Here is a 24,627-nt window from a genome sequence, read left to right on the forward strand (position 1 = left end):
CAGCGCCTCGAAGAACCGAACCTTCAACTCCGCAGACAACACGATCCCCGCAACTCCTGAAACTCAGGGTGTTGCGGGGATCGCTAGAGCCCGTCTCCCGGACGGCCCCAACGACCTCAGTTCAGAGCTTCAGCTCAGAACACGGTGGTGAGCAGCAGGTTCGGCGAACCGGTGCCCGGGTTGGTGACCACGTCGGGGATGGCGGCGCCGGTCAGGCCCGTGGCGACGTCGGCCGGGGTGGCCGAGGGGTTCGCCTCGAGGAAGAGCGCGGCGGCGCCGGCGACGTGGGGGGTCGCCATCGACGTACCGGAGATGGTGTTGGTCGAGCCGTCGTTCCAGGCCGAGGTGATGTCGACGCCCGGGGCGAACAGGTCGAGGCACTCACCGGTGTTGGAGAAGTCGGCGGCGGCGTCGGTGTCGTCGGTGGCACCGACGGTGATCGCCTCCGGAACGGCAGCCGGCGAGGAGCCGCAGGCGTCGGCGCTCTCGTTGCCGGCGGCCACGGCGTAGGTGACACCGTCGGCGATCGAGGCCTGGACGGCCGCGTCGAGAGCGGGGTCGTTGCCGCCACCGAGCGACATGTTGGCGACGGCCGGGCCGTCGGTGTGGTTCTCGGTGACCCACTCGATGCCGGCGACGACACCCTCGGTGGTGCCGGAGCCCTGGTCGTCGAGGACACGGACCGGAACGATCGTGGCCTCCTTGGCGACGCCGTAGGTGGTGCCGGCGACGGTGCCCGCGACGTGGGTGCCGTGGCCGTTGCCGTCGCTCGGGTCGCTGTCGCCGTCGACTGCGTCGAAGCCCTCACCGATCCGGCCGCTGAACTCCGAGTGGTCGGTTGCCACACCGGTGTCGATGATGTAGGCGGTCACGCCGGCACCGGTCTGCTCGTAGTGGTAGTTCTTGTCGAGCGGCAGCGCGGCCTGGTCGATGCGGTCGAGGCCCCAGGTCGGGTCCGCCTGGTCGCCCTGGGTGGTGTAGCGGTGGTTGGCCTGCACATAGGCGACGTCCGGGTTGTCCCGGACCTCGGCGAGTGCGTCCTTGTCGAGCGAGGCCGAGAAGCCGTTGAACGCGGTGTTGAAGACCTCCCGTACGTCGCCACCGGCGTCGCGAGCGTCGCTGCGGACCGACTTGGCCTCGGACTTCGCGAGGTCGCTGCCGCCCTGCTTCTTCATCACCACGATGTACTGACCCTCGATCGCGGTCGAGGCGTCCGCGCCGCGCAGCGGCGCCGGACTGTCCGCGGCACCTGCCGGGACGGTGAAGGCGATCGCCGAGGCTGCTGCTCCCACAGCCACGGCGGAGATGACTGCCGGTGCCTTGAAGGCCCGGTTCCTGATGGTTCGGAACACGTTCTGACTCCCGTCATCGTACGGCCCTGTAGGACCGAGACGAACGCCCTGCGCCCTCCCTGTGGCCGCAGCCCGAAGCGTTCGGCCAACCACGTAATCACGTTACGCGGAACGCGTAACGACCCAACTCTTCGCATTGCAGCGACGTGCAGACAGCGGAGGTGAACACCTGTAAACAGTCCATAAACAGGGCAGGAAAGGGGCCCTTTCAACAGCACACCAGGCCGCCCGCGTTACGCGAGCGACCCGGCGTGATCGGAGATCGGTGAGGATCAGGCGATGGAGGTGTCGTCGATCAGGAAGCTGGTCCCGAGCGAGGAGTCCTCGGTGCCGGTGAACGTCAGCGTGACGGTGCTACCGGCGTAGGCGCCCAGGGAGAACGACTTCAACGAGTACGAGGAGCTCGCGTTCAGGTTGGAGTAGGTCGCCAGGGTCGTGGAGCCGATCTTGACGGTCAGCTTGTCGTAGGCCGTCGAGGTGGTCGTCTCGTCGGTGATCACCCTCAGGTAGAACGACAGCGTCTTGCCGGTCGTGGGCAGCGTCACCGACTGGGAGAGCGTGTCGGTGTGGGTCGAGCCGTAGCCGTTCAGCCACGCCTTGTAGGAGCCCGTGCGCGCCGGGGCGGAGCTGGAGTTGTCGATCACGCCCGAGGAGGAGCTCCAGCCGGTCGCACCCGACTCGAAGCCCGGGTTGACCAGCAGGTTGCCGGTGCTCGGCGGGTCCGTCGGGTTGGTGCCACCGCTCCACAGGGAGTAGAGGAGGCGGTTGGGCGAACCGGTGCCCGGGTTGGTGACCACGCCGGTGGTGGCGTTGGACACGATCGCCGAGGAGACCGAGGAGGGAGAGGCCGTCGGGTTCGCCTGCAGGTAGAGGGCAGCCACACCGGCGACGTGCGGGGTCGCCATCGACGTACCGGAGATGGTGTTGGTCGCGGTGTTGGAGGTGTGCCACGCCGAGGTGATCGAGGAGCCCGGCGCGAACAGGTCGAGGCAGGAGCCGATGTTGGAGAAGCTCGACCGGGCATCGGTGTTGGTGGTCGAGCCGACGGTCAGCGCACCCGCGACGCGGGCGGGTGAGCCGTTGCACGCGTTGGCGCCGGAGTCGTTGCCCGCTGCCACGGCGTAGGTGACACCGTCGGCGATCGAGTTGGAGACCGCGGAGTCGAGGGTCGAGGAGACCCCACCGCCGAGCGACATGTTGGCGACCGCGGGACCGGAGGTGTGGTTGGAGGTCACCCAGTTCACACCGGCGATCACCCCGGCGGTCGTGCCGGAGCCGGAGGCGTCGAGCACGCGGACGGGCACGAGCGTGACGTTCTTGGCCACGCCGTAGGTCGATCCGCCGACGGTGCCGGCCACGTGGGTGCCGTGACCGTTCTCGTCCTCGGTGCTGGACCCGATCGCGGTGTAGCCGGAGGTCACCCGGCCTCCGAAGTCGGCGTGCGCGGAGCGGATGCCGGTGTCGATGATGTAGGCCTTCACCCCCGTGCCGGTGTAGTCGTAGTGGTAGTTCGAGTTCAGCGGCAGGTTGCGCTGGTCGATCCGGTTGAGACCCCAGGTGGGGTTGGCCTGGTCGCCGCTGGCCTTCACGACCTGGTTGGCCTCGACGTAGTCGACATCGGGGTCGCTGCGGAGAGCGTCGAGCGCGTCGGCGTCGAGCGTGGCGGAGAATCCGGTGATCGCCTTGTCGTAGGCGTACTTCACCGAGCCGCCCTTCTCCTTGGCGAGCGCCCGGGCATCGGCTGCGTTGGCCTTGGCCTCCGCGCCGTTGCCCTTCATCACGACGATGTAGGAGTTGTCGATGGCCGTCGACTTCTCGGCACCGATCAGCGGTGCCGGGCTGTCGGCTGCGCCGGCGGGGCCGGACATCGCCAGGATGGTGCCGGCAGCACCGACAGCGGTCACCGCCGCTGCCGCGAGTGCGCCGAGGCGCTGGATTCTGTGGGGTCGGTTCACGATTACTGCCTCCGTCGTCAAGCAGCCTCGGGATGAGGGCTGCAAGGGATCGCGGATGCCCTGTAGGGCAACCGGGAGGGAACGTAATCGAGTTTAATTTCGATGAAACGCGACATCTTTTCGCACTGCAGCAACCTGCAGGCGATCGCGCGAGCGGAGGTCCTGAAGTGGTCCGGACCGGTCTAGACCGGTGCGCCGCGAGCGGCCCGAGATTCCGAGCAGCACACCCACCGCCAGCAGCGCCGCGATCATCGAGGAGCCGCCGTAGGAGATCAGCGGCAGCGGCACGCCGGTGACCGGCATGATGCCCAGGCACATGCCGATGTTCTGGAAGCTCTGGATACCCAGCCAGCACACGATCCCGGCGGCGGCCACCCGCCCGAAGAGGTCGTCGGTGCGGGCCGCGATCCGTAGCCCACGCCACAGCACGACACCGATCAGCCCGATCACCAGCAGCGAGCCGACCAGCCCGAGCTCCTCCCCCACCACCGTGAAGATGAAGTCGGTGTGCTGCTCGGGGACGAAGCCCGCGCGGGCCTGCGAACCCTGGAACAGGCCCTGGCCGAAGATGCCGCCGTCACCGATCGCGATCCGCGCCTGCTGCACGTTGTATCCGGCGCCGCGAGGGTCCAGCGAGGGATCGGTGAAGGCCATGAAACGGTTGATCTGATACTGCTTCAGCACGCCGGTCGCGACGACGGTCGTGGCACCTGCCACGCCGGTCAGCGCCAGTAGGGAGAGCCACCGTCGTGGTGTGCCCGCGGCGGCGAGCACACAGAAGACCGTCACCCCGAGCACCAGCGTGGTGCCGAGGTCGGGCTGGAGCAGGACGAGCACGATCGGCACCGCCGCGACCAGGATCATCGCGACGACGTCGCCCAGCGAGACCCGCGCCTGCCACCGGCCCTCGCTGCGCTCGGCGAGCACCAGCGCCATCGCGACGACCACGGCCAGCTTGGCCAGCTCGGAGGGTTGGACCTGCACCGGCCCGAGGTTCACCCAGGACTTCGACCCGTTGACCGTCGAGCCCATCACCAGGACGAGGATCAGCCCGATCACCGCGGCCACGTAGACCACCGGCGTCAGCAGGCGGACCCAGCGGTGGTTGGTGGCGACCACACCCACCATGAGCACCAGCCCCGCGGCGACGTTGATCACCTGTTTGCGCAGGTAGGCGGTGGTGTCGCCGCCGGTGATCGCGTCCCGGTGGATGGTCGCGGACCAGACCAGCAGCACCGACAGCGACACCAGGACCAGCACCGCGCCGAGGAGGACCAGATCGATGCGGCGTACGAAGGCCATCACGTCGTTCTTCATGATTCAGTCCTTGGGGGCGGCGATCGAGCCGTCGGCACCGAAGACCGGCAGGTTCCTCGGCGGGTCGATGCCCCTGATCGCGGCCTTGTCGGGCCGGACCACGGCGCCACCCTCCTCGATCCCGTAGAGCGACTCCCACAGCTTGCGTACGGAATCACCCACCGACCCGGAGCCGGTGCCACCTTGGGAGATGGTCATGATGATGACGTACTTCTTGTTGTACGTCGCCACCCAGCCGGTCGTCTGCTTGCCGGTGACCTCGGCGGTGCCGGTCTTGCCGCGCACCTTCACCTCGTCGAGCGGGAATCCGCCGAACTTCCAGGCCAGGGTGCCGGTGCGGGTGGTGCCGAGCAGCGCGTCGTTGACGTAGTCGATGCTCTTGGCGGACATCTTGACCCTGCCCGCGACCTTCGGGTCGATCTTCTCGACGACGGTGCCGTCGCCGCTGACGACCGCCTTCCCGATCCTCGGCTCATAGAGGGTGCCGCCGTTGGCGAGGGACGCATAGGCGCGGGCCAGCTGGATCGGGGTGACCATCGTGTCGCCCTGGCCGATCGAGAAGTTCACCGCGTCGCCGGTGCGGTAGTAGTTGCCCTCGATGCAGAACTCGTGGGCGAACAGCTGCAGGAAGGAGGACGGTGCGTTCTTCTTCTCGTCCATCCGGCAGTAGTAGCCCTTCATGGCCTGGTAGTACTCGGCCTTCCACTTCCGGTCCGCGATCCGGCCCGCCGACTCCCCGGGCAGGTCGATGCCGGTGCGCTTGCCGAAACCGAACGCCTTGGCGGTCTCGACCAGCGGGTCCCTGGCGTTGACGTTCGCCGGGTTCGAGCCGTACTTCATCCAGTAGTCGACGGCGACCCGGTAGAAGAACGTGTTGCAGGAGACCTGAAGCGCCTGGGCGAAGTCGATGTAGCCGTAGGGCGCCGACTCGTAGTTCTTGAACACACGGTTGCCCACCTGGAGCCCGCTGGAGCAGTCGAGGCGGCTGTCGCGGTTGTAGCCGTTGTTGAGCGCGCCGACCGTCATGAACGGCTTCCACGTCGAACCGGGCGCGAACTGGCCCTGCGTCGCCCGGGGCAGCAGCGGGTAGCCCGCCTTCTCGGAGTAGAGCCGGTCGAGCTGCTTCTGGGTGATCCCGCCGACCCACTCCTCGGGGTCGTACGTCGGCTGGTTCGCCATCGCGACCAGCCGGCCCGTCTGCGCCTCCATGATCACGACCGAGCCGGAGTCGGCCTCGAAGTTGCGGCCGGTGATCTTGTCGAAGGTGCCGCGCGCGGTCTCGATCGACTCGGCCAGCAGCTTCTCGGCGCGACCCTGCACCTTGGCGTCGATGCTGGTCACCAGCGTGTCGCCGGGCTGGGAGGCGACCGAGTCTCCGCGGCCGATCTCACGACCGATGGAGTCGACGGTGACGGTGTCGTAGCCGGGCATGCCGCGCAGCCACTGGTCGTACTCCTTCTCGACCCCGGACCGCCCCACCATCGAGGTGTTGTTGAGCGACTCGTCGCCACGCTCCCTGGCGTTGTCGTTCTCGTCCTCGGTGATCGGGGACAGGTAGCCGAGCACGCCGGCGGCGTTGATGCCGTAGGGGCTCGGGTAGGAGCGCAGCGTCTGCTTCTCGGCGACCACTCCGGGGAAGTCCTCGGGCTGCTCGAGGATGCGCAGTGCGGTCGACTCGGAGACGTCGGTGGCGATCGGCACCGGCTGGTAGCGGGTGCCGGACCAGCTGCCGATCGCCTCGTTCTGCTTCTTCGGGGAGACGTCCACGGCCTTGGCGACGCGCTCCATCAGCGTTTTGCGGTCCTCGTCCTCGAGCCCGTCGAGCACGCTCTGGTCGAGGCTGACCACCCAGGCCGAGCGGTTGGTCACCAACGGCCGGCCCTGGGCGTCGACGATGATCCCGCGCACCGGCTGGCGCACGATCTCCCGCTTGGACTGGGAGGCCGCAGCCGCCTGGTAGGCGTCGCCGTGGCGCACCTGCAGGTAGAAGAGCCTGACCCCGAGCGTGGCCAGGAGCGAGAAGACGAGCGCCTGGATCACGATCAGTCGCAGACGGCTCACCTGGGCGGTGGAGAGTCGGGTCCGAGCCATCTCAGAGGTCCCCCTTGCCCAGCAGCCACAGCATCGCCGGGATCACCAGCGGCGCCAGCAGCAGGTCGTAGGCCACGCTGATCGCCACGGTCGGCAGCAGCGTCAGCGGCGCCTCACCGAGGATCAGGCCGCTGACCGCGAAGATGCTGACACCGATGAACGCGCAGGTGGCCACCGTGGCCATCACCGTCAGCACGTTGGGGTGGCCCTGGCCGTTCTCGATGCTGCTCTCGCGTACGCGACCGGCCACGTAGCCGACGATGAGCAGCGCGAGCGCCCACCGTCCGGCGGTGTGGTCGGCGGGAGGCGCCAGATCGAGGAGTACGCCGGCCGCGAACCCGGTCACGAGCGCGGCCTGCCCGCCGCGGGTGAGCGCGACCGCGAGGACGACCAGCAGCGCCAGGTCGGGGGTGATGCCGCGGATCGAGAAGGCCGGCGCGACGCTCAGCTGGAGAACGATGGCGATGATGATCAGCAGGCCGACCAGGACGTTGCGCAGCACTGGTCCAGTGCCCGAGGCCCGGGCTTCCATCTCGCTCACGCCACCACCTCCATAGCGCAAGCGCCAGAATACGGACGCGGTGGCGTGTTGGTTGTCTGGTTCGCTCGCTGACGCTCGCTCATCGCAGCTCTCCTTCCGGCGTGACCACGGCGCGGTCGCTCATGGTGTCGCCCGGCACCACCACACCGACGACGTCGAGCGAGCCGAAGTCGACGTAGGGCTTGATCCGGACCGTCCGCGAGGAGTCGCGGACGCTCGCGAAGGTGTCGGTGACCTCGCCGATCGGCAGGCCGGAGACGTACGGGGCGGCCCGGCCGTCACCCCAGGTGATCACCGTCTCACCCTTGAGCGGGGCGGCGGTCTGGTCGACGAGCTCGAGGGTCAGCAGGCCGGAGTCGGCGCCGCCGGCGACCACGCCGGAGCCCCGGACCGTGCCGACCTGCCCTGACTTCCGGCCGCTGCGGTCGGCACCGCCGACCCGGCCACCGACGACCGAGGCGGCGTCGACGATCAGCAGGACGGTGGCACTGGTCTTGGTCACGCGCAGCACCCGGCCGACCAGGCCGTCGCCGGTCACGACCGACATGTCGGACCTGATCCCGGCGGCGCTGCCGGCATCGATCGTGACGGTGCGGTTGAAGGTCTGGGCGGGGCCGTAGGCGGTGACCCGCGCCGGCACCAGCGCGTAGCCGAGGTCCTCGGCGGCGCGAGTGATCGACTCGTACTCGGCGAGCTTGGCTCGGCCGTACTCGGTGACCTCGACCTGGCGGCGAAGGGTGGCGTTCTCCGCCTCCAGCTTCGCGATCCGGCTGCGGAGGTCGTCACGGCTGTCGAACCACCCCGGGATTCCGGTGAACGGGCGGGCCACCATCGCGGCACCGGTCTCCAGCGGGGAGAGCACCTCGCCGACCGCGGTGCGGGCCGGCTCCAGGACGGGGGTCTGGTCGAGGGTGGCCAGGGTCGCGCAGCACAGGATCAGGGCAATCAGCCAGGAGCGCTTCGGGCCACCGCCGCCGGCGCTCGTCTCCAGGCTGCCTCGGCGGTTGAGCCTCTCCCGCGGCGTACGGACCATGGGTTTGGCGCCCTTGCGCTGTTCCAGCCCCTTGCGCAGACGTTCGCTGGGGCGGGGGCTCAGCAACGACACGTCACCATCTCCTGTTCTCGTTCACCAGGACGGGGCGGAGCACGTCGTAGTCCTCGACGCAGCGGCCGGCACCCATCGCAACCGAGGTCAGCGGGGACTCGGCGACGTGGACGGGCATGCCGGTCTCGTGGCGCAGGCGCTCGTCGAGGCCGCGGAGAAGGGCACCACCGCCGGTGAGCACGATGCCACGATCCATGATGTCCCCGGCCAGCTCGGGCGGCGTCTGGTCGAGCGTGGAGCGGACCGCGTCGAAGATGTCGTGCAGCGGCTCCTCGATCGCCTTGCGCACCTCCGCACTCGAGACCGTCACCGTGCGCGGCAGACCGCTGACCAGATCCCTCCCGCGGATCTCGGCCTCGGGCTCGTTGGGCAGCGGCCAGACCGAGCCGAGGGTCATCTTGACCTCTTCGGCGGTGCGCTCGCCCAGGAGGAGCGCGTGCTCCTTCTTCAGCCAGGTCATGATCGCGTTGTCGAGCTGGTGGCCGGCGGTCCGGATCGACTGGCTCGTCACGATCCCGCCGAGGCTGATCACCGCGACCTCGGTGGTGCCGCCACCGATGTCGACGACCATGTTGCCGGTCGGCATGTGCACCGGCAGCCCGGCACCGATCGCGGCTGCCATCGGCTCCTCGATGATGTTCACCATCCGGGCCCCGGACTGGTAGCCGGCCTCCTTCACCGCACGGATCTCGACCGCGGTGATCCCGGACGGCACACAGATGACCATTCGCGGTTTCGCGAAGTAGCGGCGGCGGTGGACCTGCTGGATGAAGTAGCGAAGCATCTGCTCGGTCGCCTCGAAGTCGGCGATCACGCCGTCCTTCAGCGGCCGCAGAGCGACGATGTCGTCGGGCGTACGTCCCAGCATCTTCTTGGCCTCGTGGCCGACGGCGACCATCTCGCCGGAGAACTTGTTGAGCGCGACCACACTCGGCTCATCGACAAGGACGCCCTTGCCGCGGACGTAGACGAGTGTGTTTGCGGTGCCGAGGTCCACCGCCATGTCACGTCCAATGATGCTCGCCATACGTCCTCGCGTTCCCGGGGCACCGCGTCGGGGATCCGTGTTACAGGATGCGGGCCCTGCCGACGAGGCTACGAAGGTCCGAGCCTCAAACCGGAGAGGCTCGCCGAAACCGCAACGATACGGGGTATGTCCGCGGTAAGTGACCGCGGGATGCCCGTGTCCGCCAGGTGTTGCGGAACGGATCACGGAGGCCCGGGAAAGTCGTCTCGGCAACCATGGACGGGCGACGCCACGGCATCGGACGGATGCGGACGTCAGGCCGTGACGGTCGCACCCCGCAGGGCGTAGTCGGGCAGCCCGGCATCGGTCGCGAACGCCTCGGTGAGGCGCATCATCGCGCGGAAGAGGGGGCCGCTGGCGAAGACGAGGTCGCGCATCCTGATCCGCAGCGCCGAGGACGGCGCCAGGAACGGGCCCGCGTTGCTCCGGCGGGCGACCTTCGACAGTGTCCCCATCCTGCGGTCGTAGGCCGCGAAGGCTGCGGCGTGGTCGCCGCGCGCGGCCGCCAGCTCACCGGCCAGCACATAGGCCCCGACGATCGCCAGGCCGGTGCCGAAGCCGCCGAGGGTGTTGGCGTAGCCGGCGTCACCGAGCAGCGCGACCCGGCCGCGGGTGAAGCTCGTCATCCGGGTCCGGGCCAGAGAGTCGAGATAGAAATCGGGGGCGTTCACCGCCGCCTCGACCATCTCCGGCACGCGCCACCCCATGCCCGCCAGGTTCTGCGCGAGGAACGCCTTCTGGGAGTCGATGTCGCGACGATCGTACGCTGCCCGGTCGGCGCGGAAGACGAAGAACAGCGGCGCCTTCGTGCCGCCCAGCACGGCGTAGCGGCCGGGCTCGTTGTAGCCGTACTGGACCGCCCGCCCGTCCGCCATCTCGGTCACGCCGCCGTCCGAGGGCAGCTCGGCGTCGGCGACGGCGTAGTAGTGGCCGAGCTGCTCGAGGTGGGTCTCCTCGGGGCCGAACCCGAGCGCCCGGACCGCGGAGTGGATGCCGTCGGCGCCGACGACCAGGTCGAAGCGCTCGGCCGGACGCCTCGCGAAGGCCACGGTGACACCGTCAGTGGTCTCGGTGAGGTCGAGGATCTCGTCGCTGAAGACGAAATCGGCGTGCGGCGCGGCGTGGTGGTGCAGGATCCGGGCGAGGTCGCCGCGGCGGATCTCGAGGTCGCCTCCGATGAACTCCCCCGGCATCACCGCCTTGACCCGCTCGTGCGCGTCGATGAGGCGTACGTCGGACTTCGCTGTCTGCGCTGCGACCAGGTCGTCCCACACGCCCATCCGCTCGAGCACGGCCAGATGGGTCGGACCTTTGAAGTCGACCGCCTGACCGCCGGGCCGGATCGCCGGCGCCTTCTCGACGACTGTGACGTCGGCGCCGTTGCGGCCGAGCCACATGGCCAGTGCCGGGCCCGCGATGCTGGCGCCTGAGATGAGTACCTTCATTGCCCCTCCTAATTAGCGTCCCTTGGACGCAATTAAATTAGCGTACGTTGGACGCAATGACAACCGGCGAAGGACTGCGATGAACGACGGCGTGACGGATGCCCTCTGGCCGGCTCCTGCCCCGGCACGGAAGCGCGGCCGACGGCCCAAGCTCTCGGTCGAGGACGTCGTGGCCGCAGGGATCGCGGTCGCCGACGCCGAAGGGGTCGCCGCGGTGACCATGCAGCGGGTCGCCGACGAGCTCGGCGCCGCGAAGATGGCGCTCTACCGCCACGTCCGCGGGAAGACCGAGCTCATCGCGCTCATGCTCGACAGCGCGCTGGGCGAGGCGCCGGAGACCGACGGCGAGAACTGGCGAGAGCACATCGGCGTCTGGACACGCACGCTTCACGAGCGGATGTCGCGCCACCCCTGGACGACCGAGCTCGTCGTGACGCGCACCGTGCCCGGTCCTCGGGAGATGGGCTGGTTCGAGGCCGGCCTGGCCGCGTTGGCGAAGACGCCGCTCACCGGTGCCGAGCGCCTCGACACGCTCGCTCTGCTGAGCAACCAGGTGATCGCCAGCGTGCGCCAGACCACGGCTGCGGCGAATCCGGAGGCATCGCTCGCGGCCGCGATGAGGCCGATCCTGGAGACGCACGCCTCCAGGTTTCCGCACACCGTGGCGGCCTTCTCCGAGGCGGGAGAGTCAGGCGACCAGGACAACGCGCTCGACTACGGGATCGAGCGGATCCTCGACGGGGTCGCCTCGCTGTTGTCGTGGCGGCGATGGCCACCGGATCCGAAATGAGAGATCGTGCCGGTAGGACCTACCGGCGCGATCTCAGGGTCACAGGCGTCTACGCGCCGAACCAGAGCTTGATCTCGCGGTCGGCCGACTCGGGCGAGTCGGAGCCGTGGACGAGGTTCTCGCGGTTGGAGAGGGAGAAGTCGCCGCGGATGGTGCCCGGCGCGGCCTTGCGGCCGTCGGTGGCACCGTTGAGCGCACGGACGACCTCGATCGCCTCGTCGCCCTCGAGAACGGCGGCGACGAGCGGGCCGGAGGTGACGAAGTCGCGCAGCGGCGGGTACCACGGCTGCTCGACGTGCTCGGCGTAGTGCTCGTCGGCCAGACCCGCGTCGATGGTGCGGTGCTCCAGTTTCACGATCGAGAGGCCCTTGGCCTCGTAGCGGGACAGGATCTCCCCCACCAGGCCCCGGCGGACGGCGTCGGGCTTCAGGATCACGAACGTGCGCTGCGTCATGGGGCTGAGCGTATCGGGGCGGGCGGGTCCGGGCACGTTCGGGCCCGCCGGGGCTGCGCCTTCACGGCCTGGGCTGAAACCATGTCGGTGGCATGCGGCAGGATGGCGCCCCGTGACAGCAACTCCATCAGCACCGACCCTCGCAGACTCGATGGCCAGCATCCCGGCCCGCATCGCCGAAGACCTCGGAGTGCGCCCCGCGCAGGTGACCGCCGCGGTCACCCTGCTCGACGAGGGCTCGACGGTGCCGTTCATCGCGCGCTACCGCAAGGAGGTCACCGGAGGCCTCGACGACGCCCAGCTGCGTACGTTGGAGGAGCGCCTCGGCTACCTGCGCGACCTGGAGGAGCGGCGCGCCGCCGTGCTCGCCGAGATCGCGAAGCAGGACAAGCTCACCCCTGAGCTGCAGGCGTCGATCCTGGCCGCCGACACCAAGGCGCGGCTCGAGGACATCTACCTGCCCTTCAAGCCGAAGCGGCGTACGAAGGCGATGATCGCCCGCGAGAACGGGCTCGAACCGCTGGCCGACGCACTGATGGCGGACCCGTCGCTGGACCCGGCCGTCGAGGCGGAGAAGTACCTCGGGGAGCAGGTCCCCGACGCCAAGGCAGCGCTCGACGGCGCCCGCGCGATCCTTGTCGAGCGGTTCGGTGAGGACGCCGACCTGATCGGAACGCTCCGCGAGCGGATGTGGAAGCAGGGCCGCCTGGTCACCCGCGTCCGCGAGGGCCGCGAGAACGACCCGGCCGCGGCGAAGTTCTCCGACTACTTCGACTTCTCGGAGTCCTACGCGTCGTTGCCCTCGCACCGCACCCTCGCCGTGCTCCGCGCGGAGAAGGAGGAGGCGCTCGACGTCACCCTGTCGCCCTACGCCGAGGAGCCGGAGCCGGGCGAGGTGACCGACTACGAGCGCTCGATCGCGGCGCGCTTCGGGATCGTCGACTCCGGCCGTCCGGCCGACAAGTGGCTGGCCGAGACGGTGCGGTGGGCGTGGCGTACGCGGATCCTCTTCCGTCTCGAGCTCGACATGCGCACCCGGATCCGCACCGCCGCCGAGGAGGCCGCGATCGCGGTCTTCGCCGACAACCTGCGCGACCTGCTGCTGGCCGCGCCGGCAGGCACGCGGGCGACGATGGGTCTCGACCCGGGCATCCGCACGGGCGTCAAGGTGGCCGTCGTGGACGCGACCGGCAAGGTCGTCGACACCTCGACGGTCTACCCGCACGAGCCGCGACGCGACTGGGACGGGTCGCTGGCGACGCTCGCGAAGCTGGCCAAGAAGCACTCGGTCGACCTGATCGCGATCGGCAACGGCACCGCCTCGCGCGAGACCGACAAGCTCGCCGCCGACCTGCTGAAGCTGCTCCCGGACCTGAAGATGACCAAGGTGATGGTCTCCGAGGCCGGCGCCTCGGTCTACTCCGCCTCGGCCTACGCCTCCTCCGAGCTGCCGGACCTCGACGTGTCCCTGCGCGGAGCGGTGTCGATCGCCCGCCGCCTGCAGGACCCGCTGGCCGAGCTGGTGAAGATCGAGCCGAAGTCGATCGGCGTCGGGCAATACCAGCACGACCTGCCCGAATACGGACTCTCCAAGTCGCTCGACGCCGTCGTCGAGGACTGTGTGAACGGCGTCGGCGTCGACCTCAACACCGCGTCGGCTCCCCTGCTGCGCCGGGTCTCGGGGATCACCGAGTCGCTCGCCTCGGCGATCGTCGCGCACCGCGACGCCAACGGACCGTTCCGGACCCGTCGCGAGCTCACCAAGGTGGCGCGACTCGGCCCGAAGGCGTTCGAGCAGGCGGCCGGCTTCCTCCGGATCCGCGGCGGCGACGACCCGCTCGACATGTCCGGCGTGCACCCGGAGGCCTATCCGGTGGTCAACCGGATCCTGGACAAGGCGTCGGCGGACATCGGGTCGCTGATCGGCAACACCTCTGCGCTGAAGTCGTTGAAGCCGTCTGAGTTCGTCGACGAGAAGTTCGGTCTGCCGACGGTCACCGACATCCTCGCCGAGCTCGAGAAGCCCGGCCGCGACCCGCGCCCGGAGTTCCGCACGGCCACGTTCTCCGACTCGGTGCACGTGATCGCCGACCTGCGTCCCGGCATGGTCCTGGAAGGCACCGTCACCAACGTGGCCGCCTTCGGCGCCTTCGTCGACATCGGCGTTCACCAGGACGGCCTCGTCCACATCTCCGCGATGTCGGACAAGTTCGTCGAGGACCCGCGCGACGTCGTCCGCTCCGGCGACGTGGTGCGCGTGAAGGTCCTGGAGGTCGACGAGGCCCGCAAGCGGATCTCGCTCACGCTCCGGCTCAACGACGACGCGCCGTCCGGCGCACCCGCGACGGGTGAGTCCGGCTCGGGTCGCCCCGGCGGCCAGCGCGGCCAGGGCAAGGGTGGCCCCAAGGGCGGCGGCAAGGGCGGCGGGCGTCCGGGTGGCAACCGCGGCGGTCAGGGCGGCGGCCGCGGCTCGTCGGCTCCGGCCAACAGCGCCATGGCCGACGCGCTGCGGCGCGCGGGGCTCAGCTGAGCTGACGGTTCCTTCGTCAGGGCTCACCGGCGCGCCGAGGAGCCCGTCCATTCACCGAGTTACCTCGGTGGAGTCGCGCCTCCTTCGTGGAACTCCACGAAGGAGGCGCGCGCTGACCGAGCTACCTCGGTGAGCATTCCGCGGCCCCGAGCCCGGCAGCCCGACGCACCACATCCTCCGGCACCGGCCCGGTCGCATCCTCGGAGGTGACCGGGGCGCCGGCGACGCGGTGGATCGGGATCACGCCGGCCCAGATCCCGGCCTCGATGTCCTCGGGATCGTCGATCGGGCCCTCGGCTCGGGCCTTCATCGACGCCTCCGCGAGCGGGAGGGCGAGCACGGCGGTCGCGGCGAGCTCCTTACGGGTCGCCGGGCGCAGGGTCGCCCAGCGGCCGGGGATCATCTGGTCGACGACCAGCGCGAGCGCGTGCTCACGCTCCTCCGGACCCTCCACCAGGCGAGGGCGGCCGATGACCACGGCCGAGCGGTAGTTCATCGAGTGATGGAACCCGCTGCGCGCCGCGACCAGGCCGTCGAGCTCGGTGATCGTCACGCACACGTCGCGCTCCAGCGCCCGCCCGAGCCAGCCGGCGGCCACCGACCCGTGCAGATAGAGCGAACCGCCCTCGTCCGGGCCGTCCAGATCGAAGCCGTACGCCGTGGGCAGGACGACCGGGTGGACGTCCTCCCCCGACCCGACGGTGACGCCCAGGTGGGCGACGAGAGCATCGCCGAGAAAGGCGTGCAGGCACTCACGGTCGGTGAGGGCGCGGTTCTTCCCGCGGCTGATCCGGGTACGTGGGGTGGGTGACAACGTCATGCTCATGGCACCATCCTGGTAGCGAAGTGGCCTACTTGCACGGGCCAATTCCGATCGACTCTGACAGGCCATTCGAACGATGCTCCCCGTGACACTCGACCGCACCTCCGACGAGCCGCTGCCGGCCCAGCTCGCCGGACAGATCCGCTCCCTGGTGCTGTCCGGCACTCTCGCGAGCGGCGACCGACTGCCCTCGAGCCGCGCACTCGCAGCCGACCTGGGCGTATCCCGCACGGTGACCGAGCAGGCCTACGACCAGCTCACCGCCGAGGGCTGGCTCGAGGCGCGCCGGGGGTCCGGGACGTACGTCACCACGACCCGCCCGCCAGGCGTGAAGCCTCCGCGCTCGGCGCGGGCACTCCCTCGCTCGGCGCGAGCGGACGAGCGAGCTCGCCACTCGACCTCGCTCCGGTCGCCTCGGCCGACGCAGCCGACGTGTCGGCTCGATACCGGCACGCCGTTCTTCGACCCGCGACTGGAGCCGGGATGGCGGCGGGCGTGGCGGGAGGTCTCCGTGGCCGCTCCCCCGCGCGGCTACGACGACCCACGTGGCCTGGTGGAGCTGCGCGAGGCGCTGGCGACGCGACTCGGGCGCACCCGCGGCCTCGAGGTCGACCCGGACGACATCATCGTCACCGCGGGTACGACGGACGGACTCCGCGCGCTCCTTCCCGAGCTGCGGCCGGGGCCGGTGGCGGTGGAGGACCCGGGCTACCGGGCCGCGGCCGAGACGGTGCTCACCTACGGGCGCGAGGTCGTCGACCTGCCCGCCGTGCAGCGGGTCGACGACCTGGGAGATGCGGTCGCTGCGTACGTCACTCCGGCGCACCAGCACCCCCTGGGACGGGTCATGCCGGCCGCCGACCGGCTGAGCCTGCTGGAGGCTGCCCGGCGGGCGGACGCCGTGGTGATCGAGGACGACTACGACTCGGAGTTCCGCTACGACGTCGCTCCGGTGCCCGCGATGGCGACGCTGGACCGCGACCGGGTGGTCTATCTCGGCACCGCGGCGAAGTCGGTGGTCCCGACCCTTCGCCTGGGCTGGCTGGTGGCGCCGCCCGATCTGCACGAGCTGATCCTGCGCCGCCGCACCATCACCCACGCCGGCGCCGCCTGGCCCTCGCAGCGGGCACTGCTCACGCTGCTGCGCGACGGCTGGCTGGACAGGGCGGTGCGCTCGGCGCGCCGCGTCTACGCCGAGCGCGCCCCGAAGGTGACCGAGGCGATGAGCCCTCACGCCACCCTCGCCGGCCCGCTGGCGGGGATGTACTCCACCTGGCTGCTCCCCGAGCCCGACGCCCTGCGCGCCCGCGACGCCGCCCGAGCCGCCGGGTTCGAGATCAACCTGCTCTCGACGTACGCCCGCAGCTCCGGTCTGACCGGCCTGGTGATCGGCTTCGGCGGCGTCACCGACGCCGAGCTCGACCAGGCGCTCACCACCGTGACCGGCGCGCTCGCACGCTAGCGACCGCTAGCGACCCGGCTCGTCGTCCTCGATCAGGTCGAAGAGGTTCTCCAGACTGTCCGGGTCGTCCTCGCCTCCGCCGACGGCCCACCCGGAGCTGGTACGCCGCAGCTGCGCGCCCACGAGCCGGCACGACTCCCCGGCCTTGTGCGCGTAGTGCGCGGTGCGCGTCCGCGGCCGGCGCAGCACCAGCGCGTTGCCGCAGGCCGGACACAGCGCCCAGTCGGTCGCCGTCTCGTCCGTCGCCATCTGCAGCTCGTCGGGCTCCTCCACGGCAGCCAACCTCAGACCTCTTCCTCGGCGTCTTCCTCGGCGACGATCCGGTCGAACGCCTCGAAGGCGGCGGCGCGCTCGCGCTCGATCTTGCGGCCGAGGATGTCGGCCATGCCCCACAGCACCGCGAAGATCACGCCGACGACGAACATGATCGAGATCAGGAAGCCCATCCCGATCGCGACCACCTGCAGCGCCCAGCCGAGCCAGTAGGCCCAGGGGCGACGCAGCAGTCCGGCGACGAGGATGCAGGCCACGAAGAAGCCGAGGCCCAGCGGGAGCGCGAGCCCTGCGGGGACCCCGCCGATCGAGATCATCACCGGCGCGGCCAACGCGACGGCGAGCCCCTCCATCGACACGATCGCGGCGCACATCCCGCGCCGCGGCGACTTCTCCCGCTCAGTCGCCATCGGCGTCCTCCTCCAGATAGGCCTCCAGCTCGGGGTCGGTGGTCGGCACGACCCGCGCGGTCGCGGCCGACCCGGTGGCGGAGCCACGGCCGCCCAGCAGCGTACGCGCCTCTCCGGCGGTCACCACCGAGCCGGTCACGAGCACCGCGCCCTCGGAGATCGAGCCGCCGCCGGCGGACTCGGACAGGGCGAGCGCCGCGTCGATGGCGTCGGCGAGACGGGGCACCACGGAGACCCGCTCCTCGCCGTAGAGGTCGACGGCGATCTTGGCGAGCTCGACGGCGGGAAGGGCACGGTCGGTGGAGTTCTGGGTGACGACGAGGTGCTCCAGCGCGGGCTCGAAGGCGGCGAGCAGACCCTCGACGTCCTTGTCCCCCATCACGCCGATGACACCGACGACGCCGGAGAACGAGAACGAGTCCTCGAGGGCGGCGACCGTCGCCTCGGCCCCGGCGGGGTTGTGGGCGGCGTCGATCAGGATCGTCGGGGACGCGCGCACGATCTCCAGGCGTCCCGGGGAGTCGACCTTGGCGAACGCGTCGCGCACCACCTCGTCGGAGAGCACCGTCTCGCCGAGGAACGCCTCCACCGCGGCCAGTGCCGCGGCCGCGTTCTGAGCCTGGTGGGCGCCGTAGAGGGGCAGGAAGAGATCCTCGTAGGTCCCACGCAGCCCGCGAACCGTGAGGAGCTGCCCGCCCACGGCGGGGGTGCGGGAGACGACCGCGTAGTCGGTGCCCTCCCACAGCAGCCGGGCGCCGACCTCGGCCGCGTGCTGGTCCAGCACCGCGGCGACCTCGACGGACTGCTCGGCGATCACGGCGACGGCACCCGGCTTGATGATGCCGGCCTTCTCGCGGGCGATCGCGACCGGAGTGTCGCCGAGGTACTTCGCGTGGTCGACCGCGATCGGCGTCACGACGGCGACATCGGCAGAAGCCACGTTCGTCGCGTCCCAGCTGCCGCCCAGCCCGACCTCGACCACGGCCACGTCGACCGGCGCCTCGGCGAACTTGGCGTAGGCCATCCCGACCATCGTCTCGAAGAACGACAGCGGGTGCGGCTGGTCGTCGTCGACCATGCCGAGGTAGTGGGCGACGTCGTTGAACGCGGCCACGAACTCGTCATCGTCCAGCGGCTCGCCGTCGATCGAGATCCGCTCGTTGATCCGCTCCACGTGCGGCGAGGTGAACCGGCCCACCCGCAGGTCCAGCGAGCGCAGCAGCGTGTCGATCATCCGGGAGGTGGAGGTCTTGCCGTTGGTGCCGGTCAGCTGGACGATCCGGAACGCGTCCTGCGGGTCACCGAGGATCTCGAGCAAGGCACGGATCCGGTCCAGGGAGGGTTCGAGCCGGGTCTCGGGCCAGCGCGACTGCAGCGCTTCCCAGACCTCCTCGATCGTGGCCGCCAGACGCGGCGCGGGAGTCTCACTCATCGGGTCGAGTCTATGCGCCCGGCGCTTCCCAGCGAATCGGCGGACCCGCTACCCTCCCCTTGATCTCGGACAGAACCCCATCCCCCCACAAGGTCCACCATTCATGCGTACGCTCCGGGCTGCTCTCGCGCTCTCGCTCCTGGCCGGTGCCTACGTCCTGGCTGCCTTCTTCCTGATCGGCCGGCAGGTGGCCCCGCGGCGGCCGCGCACCAAGATCTCGACCGATCCCGGCGGGCTCGTCCTCACCGAGCAGGAGCAGCCCGGGCTGTGGGCGGAGGTCCGCCAGCTGGCGGCGGCCGCCGGAACCCGCGCACCCGACGAGATCCGCCTGGTGCCGGAGGCCAACGCGGCGGTCAGCGAGGAGACCAGCCTCCTCGGGCTCAGGACCGGGACCCGGCGCATGTTCCTCGGCGTACCTCTCCTCCAGGGGCTCTCCCGCAACCAGCTCCACGCGGTGCTCGCCCACGAGCTGGGCCACCACAGCACCACCCACACCCGGCTGGGCGCCCTCATCCACCGCAGCCGCCTGGCGATCGCCGAGGTCGCCGCCGGCCTGTCGAACCCGCTGGTGAAGCGGCCCTTCCGGACGTACGCCCGGATCTTCTTCGCCCTCACCCGCCCGCTCGCGCACGCCCATGAGATCGACGCCGACCGGCTCAGTGCGCAGGTCGCCGGGCCGAGGACGGCGGCGATCACCCTGCGCACCCTGCCGGCGCTGGATGCCGCCTGGCACATCTACCTGGAGCAGTACGTCGAGGCCGGCACCCACTACGGCCTGCGCCCGACACGCTTCTTCGACAACTTCACCCACCTGATGAGCGACCGCGAGCGACTCGAGGAGCTGTCCCGGATCAGCGCCGCACCGCCCGAGGCCAAGCTCTCGGCCTACGACTCGCACCCGCCGCTGACGGAGCGGATCGAGCTGCTCGAGGCGATGGCCGCCACGGGCGGGGCCGACCCCGCTACCGGCGACGGCACGGACAAGTCGGGCAACGCCAGCAGCATCCTGCGCTACCCGCAGCAGTCCTTCCTCGCGCTCGAGGACAAGACGTTCGCCGGCTCCGGCCTGACCCCGGCCCCGATGGCCGAGATCGTCACCGTCGCCGGCGCGCGCGCCGCGGCGTACGACGCCGAGACCCTCCTCGACGCCATGCGGGAGAACGAGATCGAGCCGGCCACCGTCCGCGGCGCGCTCGACCTGATCGCCTCCGGCAACCTCGACCGGCTCCTGGACCTGGTCGAGGTCGAGCCCACGAGCACCGAGCAGGCCGACAGCAGGGCCGGCGAGGCGAAGCGGAAGGTCATCGCCCGCCTCCTCGGTGCCGCCATCGCGCACGAGCTGGTCGGTGAGGACAAGGCCCGCTACGAGCTCAGCTGGGCCGGCCCGTGGCGATTGGTCGACATCGCCGGCCAGGAGGTCGACCCCGAGGACCTTGCCTACGAGGCCCTCGGCTCCCCCGGCTACGCGGCCGCCCTGCGCGCCTGGGTGCACCAGCTCGACGCGACAGCCGACACCGGTTCCCCGGCGCCCACCGCCGCCTCCCCCGCCCAGGCGCCGGCCCCCGACGGCTGGATCGGCGCCCTGGCACCGGTCTCCGGCGACGGCTTCCGTACGCTGCTGGTGACCGACACCGGCTTGATGCTGCTCAAGCCCTCGGGATCGGACCGCCTCGCCACCGGCCTGGCCTCGGTGACCTCCGGATCGCCCGGAAGGAAGCTGATCCAGCGCGCGCTGGACCGGCCGCCCGCTGAGCTCGCCGCCGCGGCCAACGCCTCGTTCGTGCCCTGGGACCAGATCCGCGCCCTGCACCTCAAGCACAGCAGCAGCGGCCGCCGCTCGGCCGACATCACCGTCGCCGGCGGCACCGGCTGGTCGCTGCGCTGGACCGATGCCGCCGAGGCGGAGGGCCAGGTCTGGCCCGCCGTCGACCACTACCTCGGCCGCCGCTTCACCGTCGACTGAGAGAGAGCCGCCTCGGCGGGTCAGGGGACGAGCGTGTGGTTGGCCGAGTCGACGAGCGGGCGGAAGCCGATCTTGGCGTAGAGGTGGTTGGAGACCGGGTTGTCCGTGTCCGTGTAGAGCGCGACCCGCGCGCCGGCAGCCAGCAGCTGCCGGCTCACCTCGGCCACGGCGGCGCCGGCGTAGCCGTGTCCCTGGTGCGCCTTCGGCGTGTAGACCGGACCGATCCTGGCGACGCCGAAGGCGGGAGCGTTGAAGCCGGTCAGGTGCACGACCTCGCCGTCGAGCTCCCACAGCAGGATCCGACCCTCGTCGATCCGCTTGCGGATGTCGGCGGCGTCGTGGTGCTCCTCGCCCTGGGCCCGGTCGGCGTTGCCGGCCTGCTCGCGGGCGGCCCGCCCGAAGTCGTTGAACCACTCCAGGCAGAGCTCCACGTCCGCGTACGTCGCCTTCCGCGGCCTCCCCAGGACACCAGCCGGTGCCGCCAGCTCGGCGAGCTCCCACAGCCTCGTCTCCAGCGCGCCCACGACCCGGCCGCCCCACAGCCTGGCCGACTCCTCGGCGACGATGCGGGACGCCGGCAGCGAGCCGTTGGCACCGCCCGGGTGCTCACCGCGGGCGTGCAGCACCCGGGCGAGCTCGACCGCGGCCTCCTCCGGCATCGGGCAGACGAAGAGCGGATGGGGCGCGAACGGTGCCGTACGCATCGCGACCCCGACGACCCGGCCATCGATGCTCGCGGTGGCCCACCACTCGTACGGCAGACCCTCCGGACCTCGTCGCGCGGCTCGCTCGGCCACGGTCGCGACCACGCTCACCACCACCGGGTCGGCGGCCAGGTAGGCACCTGCGGCGTCCAGGAAGGCAACTGGATCGGAGTGGAAGTCGATACGCGGCTGGGCGGGGCTCATGGCCGAAGCATGGCGAGTACGCGACACCGGCCTCAACCGGGTTTCGCGCCACGAACCGTGCGCCCATAGGATTTGGTCCCATGACTGAGACCACGCCCACGCAGACCGCACCGGAGACGACTACGCCCGCTGAGCAGCGCGTAGTCGCCGTACCGGACAAGCCGGTCCTCGAGGGCCTGGAGGCCAAGTGGGCCGAGCAGTGGAAGAACGAGAAGACCTACGCCTTCGACCGCACCCAGCCGCGCGAGAACGTCTACTCGATCGACACCCCGCCGCCGACCGTCTCCGGCAGCCTGCACGTCGGCCACGTCTTCTCCTACACCCACCCCGACCTGATCGCCCGCTTCCAGCGGATGAACGGCAAGTCGGTCTTCTACCCGATCGGCTGGGACGACAACGGCCTCCCCACGGAGCGAAGGGTCCAGAACTACTTCGGCGTCCGCTGCGACCCGAGCCTGCCCTACGACCCCGACTTCACCCCGCCGGAGAAGCCGGACCCGAAGCGCCAGATCTCGATCAGCCGGCCCAACTTCGTCGAGCTGTGCAACCAGCTGGTCGTCGAGGACGAGAAGGTCTTCGAGGACCTGTGGCGCACCCTGGGTCTCTCCTTCGACTGGGACCAGCAGTACACGACCATCGGCAAGGTCTCCCAGACCGCCTCGCAGAAGGCGTTCCTGCGCAACCTGGCCCGCGGCGAGGCCTACCTGCAGGAGGCGCCGACCCTGTGGGACGTCACCTTCCAGACCGCGGTCGCCCAGGCGGAGCTGGAGGCCAAGGACTACCCCGGCTTCTTCCACCGCGTCGCCTTCCACGCTCCTGACGGCACGAAGATCCACATCGAGACCACCCGTCCCGAGCTGATCCCGAGCGTCGTCGCGCTGATCGCGCACCCTGACGACGACCGCTACAAGGACCTGTTCGGCAGCACCGTCACCAGCCCGATCTTCGGGGTCGAGATCCCGGTCCTGGCCCACGAGGCCGCGGAGATGGACAAGGGCGCCGGCATCGCGATGTGCTGCACCTGGGGTGACCTCACCGACGTCCAGTGGTGGCGCGAGCTCAACCTCCCCGCCCGTGCCCTGATCGGCCGCGACGGCCGCTTCTCCCGCGAGACGCCCGAGTGGATCACCACCGCGGCCGGCGTCGCTGCCTACGAGGACCTCAAGGGCAAGACCGTCCATTCGGCCCGCGAGGCCGTCGTCGCGATGATCCGAGACTCCGGTGACCTCGAGGGTGAGCCGAAGAAGACCCAGCGGATGGCCAACTTCTACGAGCGCGGCGACAAGCCCCTCGAGATCGTCGCCAGCCGGCAGTGGTACATCACCAACGGCGGCCGCAACCCCGAGCTGCGCGAGAAGCTGCTGGCCCGCGGCGGCGAGCTGACCTGGCTGCCCGAGCACATGCGCCACCGCTACGACAACTGGGTCGGCGGCCTCAACGGCGACTGGCTGATCTCCCGCCAGCGCTTCTTCGGCATCCCGTTCCCGGTCTGGTACGCGCTCGATGCCGAGGGCAACCCCGACTACGACAAGCCGCTGCTGCCGAGCGAGGACCAGCTGCCGGTCGACCCGTCCACGGACGTCCCGGCCGGCTACGAGGAGGCGCAGCGGGGCAAGCCCGGCGGCTTCCAGGGCGACCCGGACGTCATGGACACCTGGGCGACCTCGTCGCTGACCCCGCAGATCGCCGGTGGCTGGGAGGCCGACCCCGACCTGTTCAGCCGGGTCTACCCGATGGACCTGTGCACCCAGAGCCACGAGATCATCCGCACCTGGCTCTTCGGCCGCATCGTCCGCGCCCACCTCGAGGACGGCACCGTCCCGTGGAGCCACGCGATGATCGCCGGCTGGATCCTCGACCCCGACCGCAAGAAGATGTCGAAGTCGAAGGGCAACGTCGTCGTCCCGACCGAGATCCTCGACAAGTTCGGTGCCGACGCGGTCCGCTGGCGGGCCGCGCTGACCCGTCCGGGCATGGACTCGCCCTTCGACGAGACCCAGATGAAGGTCGGCCGCCGACTGGCGATGAAGATCCTCAACGCCTCCAAGTTCGTCCTCGGCAACGTCGGCGCGTCCACGCTCAACCCGGTCGCGATCACCCAGCCGGTCGACTGCGCCCTGATGGCCCGCCTCAAGGAGACGATCACCAAGGCGACCGACGCCTTCACCGCCTACGACTACTCCACGGCGCTGGAGACCTCGGAGAAGTTCTTCTGGGAGTTCTGCGACGACTACCTCGAGCTGGTCAAGGAGCGGGCCTACGACGAGGACGGCGGCCTCGCCACCGAGTCCGCCCGGGCGACCCTGGCCACGGCTCTCCACGTCCAGCTGCGCCTGCTCGCCCCCTTCCTCCCGTACGTCACCGAGGAGGTCTGGTCGTGGTGGCAGACCGGTTCGATCCACACGTCCTCGTGGCCGCGTGAGCTCGAGCTCGGCACCGCTGCCGCAGCCGACCCGGCGGCACTCGACGCCGTCGCGGCGACGCTGACCGGGATCCGCGGGGCGAAGTCGACCGCCAAGGTCAAGATGCGCCACCCGCTGGCCAAGGCCGAGGTCACCGGCCCGGCCAAGCTGGTCAAGGACGCCGAGGCCGCCGCTCCGGACCTCAAGCGGGTCGGCAACATCGTCGGCGATCTCTTCTTCACCGTCGACGAGAACGCCACCGAGATCACCGTCACCGCCGAGCTGGCCGAGGTCCCCGAGGAGGCCTGAGCCTCAGCGACGCCCGAACGACGGAGCAGGCCCCGGAC

Annotated in this window: 19 protein-coding genes; 5 read left to right on the plus strand and 14 right to left on the minus strand. The window is 70.4% G+C overall.

Annotated features, from left to right (window positions below):
- Positions 1 to 134: 134 nt before the first annotated feature.
- The 8 genes from ACFVDI_RS25580 to ACFVDI_RS25615 all read right to left on the minus strand — a co-directional run bounded on the left by ACFVDI_RS25580 (position 135) and on the right by ACFVDI_RS25615 (position 10,833).
- Positions 135 to 1,352 (minus strand): S8 family peptidase, encoded by a 1,218-nt coding sequence (locus ACFVDI_RS25580; RefSeq protein WP_378911612.1) that lies wholly within the window; start codon positions 1,350 to 1,352, stop codon positions 135 to 137.
- Positions 1,353 to 1,624: 272 nt separating this feature from the next.
- Positions 1,625 to 3,307, minus strand: a complete 1,683-nt coding sequence (locus ACFVDI_RS25585) for a S8 family peptidase (RefSeq protein WP_378911613.1) — start codon at positions 3,305 to 3,307, stop codon at positions 1,625 to 1,627.
- 93 nt (positions 3,308 to 3,400) lie between these two features.
- Positions 3,401 to 4,624, minus strand: coding sequence for a rod shape-determining protein RodA (gene rodA / locus ACFVDI_RS25590; protein ID WP_378911614.1), 1,224 nt, complete (start codon positions 4,622 to 4,624; stop codon positions 3,401 to 3,403).
- A 3-nt stretch (positions 4,625 to 4,627) separates the two neighbouring features.
- Positions 4,628 to 6,715 (minus strand): penicillin-binding protein 2, encoded by a 2,088-nt coding sequence (gene mrdA / locus ACFVDI_RS25595; protein ID WP_378911616.1) that lies wholly within the window; start codon positions 6,713 to 6,715, stop codon positions 4,628 to 4,630.
- A gap of 1 nt (position 6,716) precedes the next feature.
- Positions 6,717 to 7,247: a rod shape-determining protein MreD gene (gene mreD / locus ACFVDI_RS25600; RefSeq protein ID WP_378911631.1), complete on the minus strand. Its 531-nt coding sequence runs from the start codon at positions 7,245 to 7,247 to the stop codon at positions 6,717 to 6,719.
- 88 nt (positions 7,248 to 7,335) lie between these two features.
- Positions 7,336 to 8,361 (minus strand): rod shape-determining protein MreC, encoded by a 1,026-nt coding sequence (mreC, locus tag ACFVDI_RS25605; RefSeq protein WP_378911617.1) that lies wholly within the window; start codon positions 8,359 to 8,361, stop codon positions 7,336 to 7,338.
- A gap of 1 nt (position 8,362) precedes the next feature.
- Positions 8,363 to 9,388 carry a rod shape-determining protein gene (locus tag ACFVDI_RS25610; protein ID WP_328531880.1) on the minus strand — a complete coding sequence of 342 codons (1,026 nt, stop codon included), beginning with the start codon at positions 9,386 to 9,388 and terminating at the stop codon, positions 8,363 to 8,365.
- A gap of 254 nt (positions 9,389 to 9,642) precedes the next feature.
- Positions 9,643 to 10,833, minus strand: coding sequence for an FAD-dependent monooxygenase (locus ACFVDI_RS25615; RefSeq protein WP_378911618.1), 1,191 nt, complete (start codon positions 10,831 to 10,833; stop codon positions 9,643 to 9,645).
- A 79-nt stretch (positions 10,834 to 10,912) separates the two neighbouring features.
- Here ACFVDI_RS25615 and ACFVDI_RS25620 point away from each other — a divergent pair, with 79 nt between their 5' ends.
- Positions 10,913 to 11,623 (plus strand): TetR/AcrR family transcriptional regulator, encoded by a 711-nt coding sequence (locus ACFVDI_RS25620; protein ID WP_378911619.1) that lies wholly within the window; start codon positions 10,913 to 10,915, stop codon positions 11,621 to 11,623.
- A gap of 49 nt (positions 11,624 to 11,672) precedes the next feature.
- Here ACFVDI_RS25620 and ndk read toward each other — a convergent pair whose 3' ends face one another.
- Positions 11,673 to 12,077, minus strand: a complete 405-nt coding sequence (gene ndk, locus ACFVDI_RS25625; RefSeq protein WP_165113242.1) for a nucleoside-diphosphate kinase — start codon at positions 12,075 to 12,077, stop codon at positions 11,673 to 11,675.
- A gap of 112 nt (positions 12,078 to 12,189) precedes the next feature.
- On the opposite strand from ndk, the gene ACFVDI_RS25630 reads away from it, so the two are divergent.
- Positions 12,190 to 14,607, plus strand: a complete 2,418-nt coding sequence (locus tag ACFVDI_RS25630; protein ID WP_378911620.1) for a Tex family protein — start codon at positions 12,190 to 12,192, stop codon at positions 14,605 to 14,607.
- 121 nt (positions 14,608 to 14,728) lie between these two features.
- Here ACFVDI_RS25630 and ACFVDI_RS25635 read toward each other — a convergent pair whose 3' ends face one another.
- A complete protein-coding gene (locus ACFVDI_RS25635; RefSeq protein ID WP_378911622.1) occupies positions 14,729 to 15,433 on the minus strand; it encodes a pyridoxamine 5'-phosphate oxidase family protein in 705 nt (234 codons plus the stop codon).
- A 73-nt stretch (positions 15,434 to 15,506) separates the two neighbouring features.
- Between ACFVDI_RS25635 and ACFVDI_RS25640 the strand changes: the two genes are divergently transcribed.
- A complete protein-coding gene (locus ACFVDI_RS25640; RefSeq protein ID WP_378911623.1) occupies positions 15,507 to 16,892 on the plus strand; it encodes a PLP-dependent aminotransferase family protein in 1,386 nt (461 codons plus the stop codon).
- A gap of 6 nt (positions 16,893 to 16,898) precedes the next feature.
- Here ACFVDI_RS25640 and ACFVDI_RS25645 read toward each other — a convergent pair whose 3' ends face one another.
- Genes ACFVDI_RS25645 through ACFVDI_RS25655 form a run of 3 tightly spaced genes read right to left on the minus strand, consistent with a single transcriptional unit; the run spans position 16,899 to position 19,007 of the window.
- Positions 16,899 to 17,165 (minus strand): competence protein CoiA family protein, encoded by a 267-nt coding sequence (locus ACFVDI_RS25645; RefSeq protein ID WP_378911624.1) that lies wholly within the window; start codon positions 17,163 to 17,165, stop codon positions 16,899 to 16,901.
- An 11-nt stretch (positions 17,166 to 17,176) separates the two neighbouring features.
- Positions 17,177 to 17,575, minus strand: a complete 399-nt coding sequence (locus ACFVDI_RS25650) for a DUF4233 domain-containing protein (protein ID WP_378911625.1) — start codon at positions 17,573 to 17,575, stop codon at positions 17,177 to 17,179.
- Entirely contained in the window at positions 17,565 to 19,007 is a 1,443-nt protein-coding gene (locus ACFVDI_RS25655) for a bifunctional folylpolyglutamate synthase/dihydrofolate synthase (RefSeq protein ID WP_378911626.1), read from the minus strand. Before ACFVDI_RS25655 ends, ACFVDI_RS25650 begins: the two co-directional genes overlap by 11 nt.
- Positions 19,008 to 19,110: 103 nt before the next feature.
- On the opposite strand from ACFVDI_RS25655, the gene ACFVDI_RS25660 reads away from it, so the two are divergent.
- Positions 19,111 to 20,970: a M48 family metallopeptidase gene (locus tag ACFVDI_RS25660; RefSeq protein ID WP_378911627.1), complete on the plus strand. Its 1,860-nt coding sequence runs from the start codon at positions 19,111 to 19,113 to the stop codon at positions 20,968 to 20,970.
- A gap of 20 nt (positions 20,971 to 20,990) precedes the next feature.
- Here the strand turns inward: ACFVDI_RS25660 and ACFVDI_RS25665 are convergent, their stop codons facing one another.
- Positions 20,991 to 21,878 (minus strand): GNAT family N-acetyltransferase, encoded by an 888-nt coding sequence (locus tag ACFVDI_RS25665; RefSeq protein ID WP_378911628.1) that lies wholly within the window; start codon positions 21,876 to 21,878, stop codon positions 20,991 to 20,993.
- Between the two features lie 80 nt (positions 21,879 to 21,958).
- Here ACFVDI_RS25665 and valS point away from each other — a divergent pair, with 80 nt between their 5' ends.
- Positions 21,959 to 24,589, plus strand: coding sequence for a valine--tRNA ligase (valS, locus tag ACFVDI_RS25670; protein WP_378911629.1), 2,631 nt, complete (start codon positions 21,959 to 21,961; stop codon positions 24,587 to 24,589).
- Positions 24,590 to 24,627: the final 38 nt, after the last annotated feature.

It is taken from the genome of Nocardioides sp. NPDC057767, from assembly GCF_042798275.1.
Lineage (GTDB): Bacteria > Actinomycetota > Actinomycetes > Propionibacteriales > Nocardioidaceae > Nocardioides.

What these genes read in the sequence shown, in the direction of transcription:
- ACFVDI_RS25635 (WP_378911622.1), bottom strand. Translation starts at nt 15,433, where the DNA reads ATGAGCATGACGTTGTCACCCACCCCACGTACCCGGATCAGCCGCGGG.
- valS (WP_378911629.1), top strand. Translation starts at nt 21,959, where the DNA reads ATGACTGAGACCACGCCCACGCAGACCGCACCGGAGACGACTACGCCC.
- ACFVDI_RS25640 (WP_378911623.1), top strand. Translation starts at nt 15,507, where the DNA reads ATGCTCCCCGTGACACTCGACCGCACCTCCGACGAGCCGCTGCCGGCC.
- mreD (WP_378911631.1), bottom strand. Translation starts at nt 7,247, where the DNA reads ATGGAAGCCCGGGCCTCGGGCACTGGACCAGTGCTGCGCAACGTCCTG.
- rodA (WP_378911614.1), bottom strand. Translation starts at nt 4,624, where the DNA reads ATGAAGAACGACGTGATGGCCTTCGTACGCCGCATCGATCTGGTCCTC.
- ACFVDI_RS25660 (WP_378911627.1), top strand. Translation starts at nt 19,111, where the DNA reads ATGCGTACGCTCCGGGCTGCTCTCGCGCTCTCGCTCCTGGCCGGTGCC.
- ACFVDI_RS25615 (WP_378911618.1), bottom strand. Translation starts at nt 10,833, where the DNA reads ATGAAGGTACTCATCTCAGGCGCCAGCATCGCGGGCCCGGCACTGGCC.
- ACFVDI_RS25610 (WP_328531880.1), bottom strand. Translation starts at nt 9,388, where the DNA reads ATGGCGAGCATCATTGGACGTGACATGGCGGTGGACCTCGGCACCGCA.
- ACFVDI_RS25650 (WP_378911625.1), bottom strand. Translation starts at nt 17,575, where the DNA reads ATGGCGACTGAGCGGGAGAAGTCGCCGCGGCGCGGGATGTGCGCCGCG.
- ndk (WP_165113242.1), bottom strand. Translation starts at nt 12,077, where the DNA reads ATGACGCAGCGCACGTTCGTGATCCTGAAGCCCGACGCCGTCCGCCGG.
- ACFVDI_RS25665 (WP_378911628.1), bottom strand. Translation starts at nt 21,878, where the DNA reads ATGAGCCCCGCCCAGCCGCGTATCGACTTCCACTCCGATCCAGTTGCC.
- ACFVDI_RS25655 (WP_378911626.1), bottom strand. Translation starts at nt 19,007, where the DNA reads ATGAGTGAGACTCCCGCGCCGCGTCTGGCGGCCACGATCGAGGAGGTC.
- ACFVDI_RS25620 (WP_378911619.1), top strand. Translation starts at nt 10,913, where the DNA reads ATGAACGACGGCGTGACGGATGCCCTCTGGCCGGCTCCTGCCCCGGCA.
- mrdA (WP_378911616.1), bottom strand. Translation starts at nt 6,715, where the DNA reads ATGGCTCGGACCCGACTCTCCACCGCCCAGGTGAGCCGTCTGCGACTG.